At 69.8% G+C, this 11,297-nt stretch carries 12 protein-coding genes and 1 tRNA gene; 1 reads left to right on the top strand and 12 read right to left on the bottom strand.

The features are described from left to right. Positions 1 to 508 precede the first annotated feature (508 nt). The 3 genes from J7I98_RS19440 to J7I98_RS19430 all read right to left on the bottom strand — a co-directional run bounded on the left by J7I98_RS19440 (position 509) and on the right by J7I98_RS19430 (position 2,587). Entirely contained in the window at positions 509 to 1,045 is a 537-nt protein-coding gene (locus J7I98_RS19440; RefSeq protein WP_214922011.1) for a GNAT family N-acetyltransferase, read from the bottom strand. After that, on the bottom strand, positions 1,045 to 1,509 hold the full coding sequence (locus tag J7I98_RS19435) for a pyridoxamine 5'-phosphate oxidase family protein (protein WP_308377862.1): 465 nt from the start codon (positions 1,507 to 1,509) through the stop codon (positions 1,045 to 1,047). The genes J7I98_RS19440 and J7I98_RS19435 overlap by 1 nt, the downstream gene beginning before the upstream one ends. Before the next feature lie 67 nt (positions 1,510 to 1,576). Next, positions 1,577 to 2,587 (bottom strand): CapA family protein, encoded by a 1,011-nt coding sequence (locus J7I98_RS19430; RefSeq protein ID WP_308377861.1) that lies wholly within the window; start codon positions 2,585 to 2,587, stop codon positions 1,577 to 1,579. A gap of 395 nt (positions 2,588 to 2,982) precedes the next feature. Here J7I98_RS19430 and J7I98_RS19425 point away from each other — a divergent pair, with 395 nt between their 5' ends. Further along, positions 2,983 to 4,341: a rhodanese-like domain-containing protein gene (locus J7I98_RS19425; protein ID WP_214922010.1), complete on the top strand. Its 1,359-nt coding sequence runs from the start codon at positions 2,983 to 2,985 to the stop codon at positions 4,339 to 4,341. Positions 4,342 to 4,476: 135 nt separating this feature from the next. Here the strand turns inward: J7I98_RS19425 and J7I98_RS19420 are convergent. The 9 genes from J7I98_RS19420 to J7I98_RS19380 all read right to left on the bottom strand — a co-directional run bounded on the left by J7I98_RS19420 (position 4,477) and on the right by J7I98_RS19380 (position 11,104). After that, a tRNA-Pro gene (locus J7I98_RS19420) sits at positions 4,477 to 4,550 on the bottom strand. A 108-nt stretch (positions 4,551 to 4,658) separates the two neighbouring features. Next, positions 4,659 to 5,585 carry an alpha/beta fold hydrolase gene (locus J7I98_RS19415; protein WP_214922009.1) on the bottom strand — a complete coding sequence of 309 codons (927 nt, stop codon included), beginning with the start codon at positions 5,583 to 5,585 and terminating at the stop codon, positions 4,659 to 4,661. 146 nt (positions 5,586 to 5,731) lie between these two features. Continuing rightward, entirely contained in the window at positions 5,732 to 5,905 is a 174-nt protein-coding gene (locus J7I98_RS19410; RefSeq protein ID WP_214922008.1) for a hypothetical protein, read from the bottom strand. Positions 5,906 to 6,084: 179 nt separating this feature from the next. Further along, on the bottom strand, positions 6,085 to 7,266 hold the full coding sequence (locus tag J7I98_RS19405; RefSeq protein WP_214922007.1) for a Gfo/Idh/MocA family protein: 1,182 nt from the start codon (positions 7,264 to 7,266) through the stop codon (positions 6,085 to 6,087). Further along, positions 7,266 to 7,835, bottom strand: a complete 570-nt coding sequence (locus tag J7I98_RS19400; protein WP_214922006.1) for a GAF domain-containing protein — start codon at positions 7,833 to 7,835, stop codon at positions 7,266 to 7,268. The genes J7I98_RS19405 and J7I98_RS19400 overlap by 1 nt, the downstream gene beginning before the upstream one ends. Positions 7,836 to 7,862: 27 nt before the next feature. Next, positions 7,863 to 8,435, bottom strand: a complete 573-nt coding sequence (locus J7I98_RS19395; protein WP_214922005.1) for an ATP/GTP-binding protein — start codon at positions 8,433 to 8,435, stop codon at positions 7,863 to 7,865. Further along, positions 8,413 to 8,784 (bottom strand): DUF742 domain-containing protein, encoded by a 372-nt coding sequence (locus J7I98_RS19390; protein ID WP_214922004.1) that lies wholly within the window; start codon positions 8,782 to 8,784, stop codon positions 8,413 to 8,415. Before J7I98_RS19390 ends, J7I98_RS19395 begins: the two co-directional genes overlap by 23 nt. Positions 8,785 to 8,787: 3 nt before the next feature. After that, a complete protein-coding gene (locus tag J7I98_RS19385) occupies positions 8,788 to 9,222 on the bottom strand; it encodes a roadblock/LC7 domain-containing protein (protein ID WP_214922003.1) in 435 nt (144 codons plus the stop codon). A gap of 73 nt (positions 9,223 to 9,295) precedes the next feature. Continuing rightward, positions 9,296 to 11,104, bottom strand: coding sequence for a sensor histidine kinase KdpD (locus tag J7I98_RS19380; RefSeq protein ID WP_214922002.1), 1,809 nt, complete (start codon positions 11,102 to 11,104; stop codon positions 9,296 to 9,298). Between the last annotated feature and the right edge of the window lie 193 nt (positions 11,105 to 11,297).

The following is an 11,297-nucleotide window of genomic DNA, read 5'->3' as shown; positions in this document are numbered from 1 at the left end:
GGGCCGGAATATGGCCCGCTGTCCTCAGCGTCCTCGCTGTGTTTGCCTACCCGCCGCATGGGCCGGTAGGACTTCAAAGGAACCACCAACCCACCGAAGTGGGCCGGGGTATCAACATATCTGGCGTTGACTTTTGGCACGCTGTTGAGTTCTCAAGGAACGGACGCTTCCTTTGTACTCACCCTCGCGGGCTTTCCTCCGGGCTTTCGTTCGGTATTTCGTGTTTCCGACTCTATCAGACTCTTTCGTGTCCGACTTCCTCGTCGGTGGGGTTTGTCTTTCCGGCTGTTGGGCCGTTCCGACGTCCCGAACTCTAGCGGATTTCCCGGGCGGCTCATAATCGAGCCAGTGGAATGAATTCCGGCATGCCGAAATTCTCCCGGACGGGAGATCGTGCTGAGTTTGGGTGCCGCATTCGCGGCGGAGGTAACTGCCGCAGAACCGTTCCGGCTCCGTGACAACTCGGAGGACTGTACAGAGGAGCCACCTGCCCGTCAAACCCGCCGGCTCACGCCGTCAGATCGTCCGCCAGCAGGTCCATCAGCAGTCCGTCGTGCCAGCTGCCGTCCGGCCCCTGCTCGTACTGACGCATGATGCCGACAGGGCGGAAGCCGACCTTGCTGTAGCACCGGATGGCAGGGGCGTTGTCCGCAGCGGGGTCGATGACGAGCCGGTGGTGGCCGTGGTCGGTGATCAGGTGGCGGGCCAGGGTACGTACGGCGTCGGCGCCCAGGCCCCGGCCGTGCATCGCGGGGTCGAGGTAGATGTCCAGGCTGGCGTGGCGGTACTCCGGATCGGGCTCGGCCTCCCACTGGATGGCGCCGACCGTACGTCCGTCGTGCTCGATCGCCAGGACGGTGAGGTCCGGGTCGTCGATGGCGTCCGTAACGGCCGCCATCAGGTCATCTCCACCGCGCCACTTCTCGTAGACCTCGGGGGTGGCACGGATGGCGGCCAGGGCCGGAACGTCGTCCGGCACCGCCGGGCGCAGCACTACGTGCTCGCCGTACAGGTTCTTCACGGCTCGGACCGCTGCGTCAGACATCAGCCACCTGCCTCTCCTCCCCGCATGCAGGATGCGACTGAATAGCTCAGGTCCTGGGCGTTCAGGGACGACGGGGTCAACCGCAGCCATGTCGTGCCGCGTTGTTCAGGATCCTCGTGCAGATAGTCCAAGAAGCGTTTGTCCCACTGGGACTCGTCCATGCCCAGGTAGCGGACGAGTTTGCGTCGGCCGCGTGGCACGTCGAACGGCACGAGCTCCGCGCGGCCCCGGGCAGTGACCTGGCGAACGGCACCTGTCGCGACATCGCACTCGTCGACCACAAAGGCAACCTCTGGATCGCAACTCACCCGGTGGAAGAGCCCGCCCCACGGTCCCGTCAAGATCCAGAAGGCTCCTTCCTCCCACAGGAACCACACGGGCCGCACCGTCGGCCCATCGGTCGCGATGCGTGCGGTGAGCGGCCGGGCGAGAAAGGCGTCGATGTCGAAAGGCGGAGTCGTCACGCAATCATTCTTTCCTTCGCAGGCGCCGCCGGAACCGGTGGAACCCGCGGAACCATAGGCCAGTACCTCACTGCCACTCGACCCTCAGGCGACCGCCCCACTCGGTCACGGCGGTGCCGAGCTCGGCGCAGGCGGCGGTGAAGCGTTCACGGATCCAGTCCCATTCCTTTCCGCGTGCCAGCCGGGTGTGGCAGTAGTCCAAGAAGAGTGGGATCGCCTCAAGCCGTATGGGCACAGTGTGCGCGGGGTCCGGGCCGTCCAGGGTGACGAGGAAGAGCAGCCCGTGATCATTACGGAGCACGGGGTCGACCGCGTAGTCGTCGACGAAGTCACCCATGTCGTAGATGACGCGGTCGGCCACCCCGTGGAAGACATGGGCTGAGTGCCCGGCGACCAGCGTCGCTCCCGCCTCCAGCAACTGCGGGGCCGACCGCAGCACATAGTGCGGCGGCCGAAGGGTCATATTGGGTCCCCAGTGCGGGGTGACCAGTACGACGTCGGCCGTGGCCGCGGCCTGCGCGACCAGGTCGGTCAGCCACCCGGGTACGCCCCGCCCGAGGTCGGCGTACGCCACGCCGGGGCGGTCGTCGTCGGCGGCGAAGTCCTCGGGGTGGTCGGTGGCGCCGACCACGGCCACCCGTACACCGCCCGCTTCCAGTACGGCGAATTCGCGGGCCGCCCGCAGGTCCGCCCCCACGCCGACGGCACGGACACCGGCCCGGTCGAGCAGGGTGCGGGTGTCCGCCAGGGCGTCGAAGCCGTAGTCCAGGGCGTGGTTGTTGGCCAGCGTCACGCAGTCGACCCCGCACTCCGCCAGCAGCCCTGCGGTGGAGGATGGAGCACGGAAGAAGAACGGCTTGCCGGGGTGCTGCCAGCGCTCCCCGCCGTCGGAGACGCAGCACTCCAGGTTGAGCACGAACAGGTCCGCCTCCGCGACGGCCGCCAGGATCTCCGGGCAGAACAGCGTGCTCGGCAGGGGCGAGCTCCGCAGCTGCTCGGCCACGCCTCGCCCGAGCATCGTGTCGCCGGCCATGGCCACCGTGATCGCCATCTTCCCGGCCCGCCTCCCGAAGCTCACGCGGATGCCTCCTTCCATCCTGCTGCGCGAGCATGGCGAACGCGATGCGGGACTGCGGGATCCAAAGGTGCGGGATGCGCGCGGTACGGCGGCTGACTGAGTGCCCCTGAACAAACCCCAACGCTCCCGGCAGCCGGTTCAGTCGCGCCCACTCACAAGATCGAGTGGCGCGCAGCCTCGCAGCGGCCGCGATGCTTGCCCTCACAGCGGCTCAGCCCACCGCGACCTCGGAGCTGGTACGGGAAGTCCCCGCACCGTAGACAAGTGCGCCCGCCGGTGCCGCTCCGTGCGAGCGGCACCGGCGGCGGAGCACAGCGAGCCGGTGGGCCTGAGCGGCGAGCGGCCTGGCGCGCGCCGCAGCGGCCCGGCTCCTACGCTGATATTCGGAGGACCTGATGGGCTTCGCCGACGATCACCTCACTCCGCTCGTCGACACAGGCCTGGGCAACAGTGCCTACCTCGTCGAGCTCGGCGACGGCCGCGCCCTGGCCGTGGACGCGAGCCGGGACCTGCGGGCGCTGCGCGAGGCGGCCCGGCGGGGCGGGCTGACGGTCGCGTTCGCCGCCGACACCCACCTGCACGCCGACTTCCTGTCCGGCGCACTGCAGCTCGCGCACGACGACGGCGCCGCCGTGCTGGCCTCCGCCGCCGGGAACCGGACCTTCCCGCATCACCGCCTCGACGACGGCGACGAGACCGACCTGGGCGGGCTGACCCTGCGTGCGCTGGCCACCCCGGGCCACACCGACGAGCACCTGTCCTTCCTGCTGCTGGACGGCTCCCGCGAGCTCGGCGTGTTCACCGGCGGCTCGCTGATCGTCGGCTCGGCCGCGCGTACCGATCTGCTCGGCGCCGACCGGGCGGAGGAGCTCGCTCGTGCCCAGTACCGGTCTCTGCGTCGGTTGGCCGAGCTGCCCGACGAGGTCGCGGTGTGGCCCACCCACGGCGCGGGCTCGTTCTGTTCCGCCCCGCCGGGGGCCGAGCGCACCACCACCATCGGCGCCGAGAAGCGGGCCAACCCGCTGCTCGCCGCGCCCGACGAGGATGCCTTCGTACGGCAGCTGGTGGGCAGCCTCGGTTCCTACCCGGCGTACTTCGGCCGGCTGGCCGAGATCAACCGGCGCGGGCCCGGCATCGTCGAGTCGTCCCCGGTGCTCGCCGCGCTCACCGTGGCCGAGGTACGGGCCCTTCTGGACCAGGGCGCACAGCTTGTCGACGTACGCCCGGTCGTGGACTTCGCCGCAGGGCACATACCCGGCGCGGTCTCCATTTCGCTGCGCGACCAGTTCGCCACCTGGCTGGGCTGGTTGCTGCCCGACGACCAGCCGATCGTCTTCGTCACCGCAGCCGGGCAGGATCTCGCGGGACTCGTCTGGCAGGCGCTGAAGATCGGGTACGAGCGCCTCGCAGGGCACTTGCACATGGCCGTCTGGACCGCCTGCGGAGGCGAGCGGCAGACCCTCGAACGGCTCACCGCCGAGCGCATCGCCGACCGCCCGGTCCTCGACGTCCGCCAGCACTCCGAGCACACCGCCGGACACATTCCCGGCGCGGTCCCCATCGAACTGGGTGAGCTCGTCGACCGCTCCGGCGAAGCACCGGCGGGCGCCGTGGTCGCCTGCGGCCGCGGCGAGCGCGCCACGACCGCCGCCAGCCTGCTCCAGCGCGCGGGACATCAGGGCCTTGCTGTCCTCGCCGGCGGCCCCCGCGACTGGGCCGAGGCCACTGGCCGACCGCTCCAGGAAGGCGCGTGACAGCACTTCGGAGCAGCCGTACGCATGTACGAAACACGCCTACGTGCGGGGCAGCGACGGCCGCTGCGGCCCCAAAACGGTCAGAGGCCGTATCGAATTTCTCCGATACGGCCTCTGACCTGCGACTTCGAAAAGTCGGGACGACAGGATTTGAACCTGCGACCCCTTGACCCCCAGTCAAGTGCGCTACCAAGCTGCGCCACGTCCCGATGCCCGTCTGGCCTGGGGTTTCCCCCTGGCTGAACGCGCTTGAGAACAATACCGCACTTCGACCGGTGGTCACGAATCCCATTTCGCGCTCAAGGGTGCCGACGTGCTCAGACGCGCTTGTCGAGCCAGGCGGTGAGGTCGTCCTGGACCTCCTCGCGGCTGGTCTCGTTGAGGATTTCGTGACGGGCGCCCTCGTACCCCTTCCAGGTGAGGTCTTCGGTGCCGATGTAGCGGAAGTCCTCCAGCAGTTCGTACACGAGCGTCATCCGCTGGTTGCAGGGGTCCTCCGTGCCGACCGCGATGTGCACGGGCAGGTCGGCGGGGATGCGGGCGAGGTTGCGCGGGTCGTTGATCTTGCGGATTGCGTGTACCCAGTCCAGCGCGAGACCGGCGCTGAACGCGAAGCCGCAGCGCTCGTCCGCCGCATAGGCATCGACTTCCGCCTCGTCGCGCGAGAGCCATTCGAAGCCTGTGCGGTGCGGGTACGGGTCGTTGAAGGAGGAGAAGAGGGAGGGGATCCAGGAGGAGAGGACGGCGCGGCCGTGCGCCGCGATCTCCTCCTCCAGGCCGGCGATGGACCCCTGGAGCTCGGCTCCGGGGAGCGTGCGGAACGTACCGGAAAGGATGAGACCGGCCAGGTCGTCCGGGTACTCCTGCGCGTAGTCGCGGGCCAGCATGGAGCCGAGGCTGTGGCCGAGCAGCACCACAGGCAGGCCCGGGTGCAGCGCCCGTGCCTGGTCGCCGACCGCCTTGAGGTCGCCGACGATCGCGCGCCAGCTGTCCTCGCCGGCCACGCCGTAGCCGCCGGTGGCGGCCGCTGTCGCGCCGTGGCCACGGTGGTCGGAGGCGATCACGCCGTAGCCGTGGGAGACCAGGTGGCGGGCGAACCGGTCGTAGCGCAGGGCGTGTTCGGCCGCGCCGTGTGCGATCTGGACGAGGGCGCGTGGCCTGCCGTTCTCCGGGAGCCAGGTGTACGCGGCGATCTGCGCGCCGTCGCTCGCGGTCGCCGTTCCCGTGCGGTACGCGGTGCTCATGGGGCGCGCCTCCTGTGTGTCTGCGGTCGGGTGCCGGTCGGCGGGCGGGTGGATCGCACCCGCCGGGGCCTGGCCGGACACTGCCCCGGAGGCAGCGCCTCACACCGGACTCGCGCCGGTCCATTTACCCCTCCGTGGGCGCGAACCTACTCTGAGCGACGCATTCGGGAAAGCGCTTTCCGCCCAGCTCGGGCAAGAAGCTCGACGAACAGCGGCGCGATCGCGATTTTGTGTTCGTGGGCACCCGGCTTGTCCCGTACGGCGACTCCGGCGGCCGGGGCCGCTTCGGCCGCCGTAACCGGCATGACGTGCCGGCTCACGGTGAACTCCCCAGGAATCCGGAGGCAGTTACGAAGAGCCCTCCCGGAAAGAGCCCTGAGAAATCCCTTTCTGACAAGGCGTCGCCACACCAATGACTGGCTGTCCGCACGGTCAAATAGGTCGTCCCGAACGTTCGTACGGGGAGTGTCAGGTGGCGGGCGCCCCAGACGGGGGGAATTCAGACCTGGCCTCGCTCGAAGTACGCGGCCAGCTCGGGGTCCAGGTCCGGCACCCGTCGGGGCGTACCGCCGTCCCTCAGCGAGGCGGTCGCACCGACGCCCGCCGCGACAGCCATCCGCGCGGCGACGGGCGACGTGGCCGTCACTCCGCCGTTGCGCACGAACCGTACGAACTCGTCGATGAGCAGCGGGTCCGCGCCGCCGTGCCCCGCATTGTCCTCGCCGCCCGGGATCGCATGGGTCTCGTCGGCGTCGGGGCGGTGGCCGGAGCGCCGGGAGTTCCACACCTTGACGTGGCCGCCGGGTCCGTCGCCGAAGTTCTCCAGACGGCCGGCGTCACCGATGACGGTGTAGTTGCGCCAGTAGTCGGGGGTGAAGTGGCACTGCTGGTAGGCGGCGAGCACCCCGTTGTCGAGGCGCAGGTTCAGGAGCGAGACATCCTCGACGTCGATGACGGGGTTGAGGGCGCGCTGGGTGAGCGGCGGCCAGTGGCCGTCCTCGGTGTACCAGTCGTCGGCCTTGGGCTCGCCGTCGGAGCGGCGGTGCGGGTTGTCGCCGTACACCATGAGATCGCCCATGGCCTGCACGTCGCGGGCGTACCCGCCGGCCAGCCAGTGCAGGACATCGATGTCGTGGGCGGCCTTCTGGAGCAGCAGTCCGGTGGTGTGCCTGCGCTCGGCGTGCCAGTCCTTGAAGTACCAGTCGCCGCCGTAGCCGACGAAGTGGCGTATCCATACGGTTTTGACGTCGCCGATCGTGCCCCTCGCTATGAGGTCGCGCATAAGGCGTACGACCGGCATGTGGCGCATGTTGTGGCCGATGTAGAGGCGGGTCTTCGTCTCGTACGCCGTACGGAGGATCTCGTCGCAGCGCTCGACGGTGATGTCGAGGGGCTTCTCGACGAAGACCGGTTTCCCGGCGCGCAGGGCCTCGCAGGCGAGGTCGGCGTGCGTGTGGTCGGGGGTGAGGACAAGGACCGCGTCGACGTCCGGGTCTTCGACGACCTTGCGGTGGTCGGCGTGGAGCGCGGCGTGTGGGAATGCCTCGGCCGCCTCCGTACGTGCCTTGGCGTCGGGGTCCGCGAGGACGGTGACGCACGAGCCGGCGCCGGGGCGGTGAGCGGTGCGCGCGATGCTGCCGCGCAGTCCGAAGCCCAGGGCGCCGATCCGGAGGTCGGTCATCAGATCAGGCCGTCTTCTCGACGCCGGATCATTTCCGCGAGCTCCGCGGCCATCGCCTTGATCGTCTCCAGTCCGGCCCGTCCCCACTGCCGCGGCTCCGTGTCGACGACGCAGACGGTGCCGAGCACGAGGCCCGTACGGTCGATGACGGGCGCTCCCATGTACGACCGGATGCCGATCTCGTCGACGACCGGGTTGCCCGCGAACCGCGGATAGTCGCAGACGTCCTCCAGGACGAGCGCCTTGCGCCGTACGACGACATGCGGGCAGTAGCCGTGATCCCGGGCGAGGAACCGGCCGATGCGGCCGGTCGCGGCGGCCGTCCCCAGGTCGGTGCCGCCGTGCGTGCCGGCCGGGGTGTGCAGCCCGGCGAAGAACTGCCGGTTCTCGTCGATGAAGTTGACCATCGAGTACGGAGCGCCGGTCACTTCCGCCAGCCGGTCGGCGAAGTTGTCGAAGGCCGGGACGACGCAGTGTGCGATGCCGAGCTGGAGGAGCCGCTGTACGCGCGCGGGCGCCTCCTTGTCGACGGGCGTGAGCAGCAGATGGCCGATCCGGTCGTATGTCATGTGCGCGCTCCGTAGTTCGTCGCTCGTCTATGCCGGTGTGATGGTGAGCAGATGCCGGACCAGGGTGACCAGCGTCTTGATTCCTGAGCTGGCGATACGGGCGTCGCAGAGCACGACCGGGACCTCCTGTCTGAGGTCGAGAGCTGCCCGCACCTCCTCCGGTTCGTAATGGTGGGAGCCGTCGAACTCGTTGACGGCGACGACGAATTCGATGCCGCGCCGCTCGAAGAAGTCGAGGGCCGAGAAGCAGTCCTGGAGGCGGCGGGTGTCGGCGAGCACGACGGCACCGAGCGCGCCCTTGGAGAGCTCGTCCCACATGAACCAGAAGCGTTCCTGGCCGGGTGTGCCGAAGAGATACAGGACGTGGTGTTCGTCGAGCGTCATCCGGCCGAAGTCCATGGCGACGGTCGTGGTCGTCTTGTCCTCGACACCTTCCAGGTTGTCGGTCCCCACGCTCACCTGGGTGAGCAGCTCTTCCGTACTCAGCGGCGCGATCTCGCTGACCGCCCCCACGAAGGTCGTCTTGCCGACGCCGAACCCGCCCGCGACAAGGATCTTGAGCGCGGTGGGAAAGAGATCAGAGCTGTCGTCGTAAGCCATCGAGCACTGCCTCCAGCAGGGATACGTCGGTGGGTTGGTCGTCGAAGCGGGGCGCGTGGGTGGCGACTGCTCCGCAGTCGACCAGGTCGGAGAGCAGCACCTTGGTGACGATCACGGGAAGCCGCAGGTACGCGGCTATTTCCGCCACCGATGTGGGCCGTTCGCACAGTCCGAGCGCCTGGGTGTGCTCAGGACCGAGGTGCCCGTGGGGCTCGGCTCCCGTGGCCCGGACCATGGACAGCATGTCCAGGGCGGCCGTGGGCCGGGTGCGGCCGTCGCTCACCGTGTACGGACGGATGAGACGGCCGGCCGCATCGTCGAGCCACGGCACGTCCTGCGGGTGCGGCACGTGTCAGCGTCCCGTGGCGCTCGGTGCGCCCGCCCTCTGCCTGGCCGGGGTCACGAGGTACGGCCGTACGCTCTTGACGAGCATCGCCATCTCGTAACCCAGCACCGCCGCGTCCGCCTCGCGACCCGCGAGTACGGCGAGACAGGTGCCGGATCCGGCGGTGGACACGAAGAGGAGGGTGGAGTCGAGCTCCACCACGACCTGGCGGACCTCTCCGGCGTCGCCGAAGCGGGCACCGGCGCTGCGGCCGAGCGAATAGAGGCCGGAGGCGAGGGCGGCCATGTGGTCGGCGCTGTCGGTGTCGAGGCCGTGGACCGATTTGACCAGGCCGTCCGAGGAGAGCAGAACCGCGTTGCGTGTGAACGGAACACGCTGGACCAAGCCGCTCAACAGCCAGTCGAGGTCGGACACTTGGCCGGTCGGCGCATCGCTCGCCATGGTGCATCTACTCCTTGGGGTACTGCGGGCGGGGGAGGTGGGAAGGTGGCGGGGGATGGGTGACGGCGGTCCGTCAGCCCACGTCACCTTCGCGCTGCGGGAACGGCTGGTGGAGCTGCGGCCGCGGGGTGAGTTCCGGAGCCGGCAGCTGATCCTGAGGCGGAGGATCCGGTTGCGCCTCCGCCATGCCGATGCCTCGCTGGAAGGCGGCCATCAGACCGGGGTCGTGGACGGCGCCGTACTCCTCGTCCTGGCGCGCGGCGGGGGCGTCCCTCAGCTGGGGTACCAGGTTTTCCTGGCTGCGGCGTTTGGGCAGTTGGGGACGGCTCATGGTGCCGCGCACGTATCCGTTCGCGGCTGGGTGGGCCTGCGTGTGGACCGGCTCCGCGAAGTGCTGGGGGAGGTTCTCGGGACGATGCTCGGGAAGGCGCTCGGGGAGGTTGGTGCGGTCGATCCCCGGGCGGGCGGCGGCCGGGGTGGGCCGCTCCCCCTGCGCTCCGCGCACCGGCAGCGGCGCGCTGCCGGTGGTGGCGGTGCCGGTGATCGTGGCGGCGACCGGAGTGGTGGGCGCCTGGGTCGTTCGGGCCTGCGGGGTGGCGGGCGACGTGACGGGCCCGCGGCCGTTCTGCCGGCCTCCGGCGGTCCGCTGCCGGCCGAGACCGTCCGGCTGCTCGGCGCCGAGCAGTCCCTGGGGCAGGACGAGTACGGCCTGGACACCGCCGTAGATGTTGGCCTGGAGCCGGACGGTGATGCCGTGCCTGCGGGCCAGTGCGGACACCACGTACAGGCCGATGCGTCCGTCCTGGAGGAGATGGCCGACGTTGACGTTGTCGGGGTCGCAGAGCAGGGCGTTCATCCTGTTCTGCTCGCCGGCGGACATGCCCAGGCCCCGGTCCTCGACCTCGATGGCGAGGCCTGCGGTGACGTACTGGGCGCGCAGCAGCACCGTGGTGTGCGGGGCGGAGAACACCGTGGCGTTCTCGACGAGTTCGGCCAGGAGGTGGATGACGTCGGCGACGGCGTGGCCGCGCAGGGTGCCGTCGATCGGCGGCACGAGCTTGACGCGCGAGTACTGCTCGACCTCGGCGATCGAGGAGCGCAGCACCTCCGTCATGGTGACGGGGTTGCTCCACTGGCGGCGGGAGACGGCGCCGCCGAGGACGGCGAGGTTCTCCGCGTGGCGGCGGATGCGGGTGGCCAGGTGGTCCACGTGGAAAAGACCCTTGAGCAGTTCGGGGTCCTCGACGTCGTTCTCCAGCTCGTCGAGGATCTGGATCTCGCGGTGTACGAGCGACTGGAGACGCCGGGCGAGATTGCCGAACACCTCGACCTTCTGGTCGGTGCCCGTGCTGCTGGACAGCTGCGCCGCCTGCAGCACGGCGCCCATGGCGGTCTCGTGGGCCCGCCCCAGTTCCCGGGCGAGCAGGTCGAATTCGTCACCGCTCTGCCCGGCCGGTGGCGGCGTACGACGGGCGGGCGGTCCTTCGCCCCGGCGCAGCTGATCGACCACGGCGCGCAGGTCGGCCTGGCCGCGGGCGCTGGACCTGCGCAGGGCGTTGCAGCGGTCGAGCACCGATTTGGCGGCCCGGTCGGCGCCCACGACGGCTGCCGCCAGCGAGACTATGGCGAGCGCTCCGGCCGTGGCCACCGCCACCCATATGTCGCGCGTCGGCGGGACGGTGGCAGTGCGGAGGATGAAGAGCACGGCCGCGGCGCCACTCAGGGCCACGACGGCGGCCGGCAGTACGGCGGCGCGCAGAAGCTGGGAGCGTATGTGGAAGTCGGGCGTGGGCTGTGCGGGATGGGGCCGGGCGCCCGGTCGTCCGTGCCGACCGCCCTCGCGGCGGTCTGCACGTGCGGAGGGTGCGCGAAGTTGAGACATCAGTGTCCTCGGTACGTGGGGCCCCAGGGATCGGCATGCTGCGCGTGTTCGACCACTGTTGGTCTGGGCTCAACTCGGGTGATGTGGCCCCATGTTGATCACCGGCCACTCACGGTAGTCGGCAACCTTTCACGCTCGACGGGCAGTTGCCAAACTTCCCCGCGCAGCGTCCCGCCCTGGTATGACGTCTCGT

This window comes from Streptomyces sp. ISL-98 (genome assembly GCF_018614055.1).
In the GTDB taxonomy this organism is placed as follows: domain Bacteria; phylum Actinomycetota; class Actinomycetes; order Streptomycetales; family Streptomycetaceae; genus Streptomyces; species Streptomyces spiramyceticus.
Note: the sequence above shows the minus strand (reverse complement) of the source record. Positions and strands in the feature narration are given on the sequence as shown.

Coding starts and splice junctions, on each gene's coding strand:
- J7I98_RS19440 (WP_214922011.1), bottom strand. CDS start 1,045: ATGTCTGACGCAGCGGTCCGAGCCGTGAAGAACCTGTACGGCGAGCAC.
- J7I98_RS19425 (WP_214922010.1), top strand. CDS start 2,983: ATGGGCTTCGCCGACGATCACCTCACTCCGCTCGTCGACACAGGCCTG.
- J7I98_RS19415 (WP_214922009.1), bottom strand. CDS start 5,585: ATGAGCACCGCGTACCGCACGGGAACGGCGACCGCGAGCGACGGCGCG.
- J7I98_RS19405 (WP_214922007.1), bottom strand. CDS start 7,266: ATGACCGACCTCCGGATCGGCGCCCTGGGCTTCGGACTGCGCGGCAGC.
- J7I98_RS19400 (WP_214922006.1), bottom strand. CDS start 7,835: ATGACATACGACCGGATCGGCCATCTGCTGCTCACGCCCGTCGACAAG.
- J7I98_RS19395 (WP_214922005.1), bottom strand. CDS start 8,435: ATGGCTTACGACGACAGCTCTGATCTCTTTCCCACCGCGCTCAAGATC.
- J7I98_RS19385 (WP_214922003.1), bottom strand. CDS start 9,222: ATGGCGAGCGATGCGCCGACCGGCCAAGTGTCCGACCTCGACTGGCTG.
- J7I98_RS19380 (WP_214922002.1), bottom strand. CDS start 11,104: ATGTCTCAACTTCGCGCACCCTCCGCACGTGCAGACCGCCGCGAGGGC.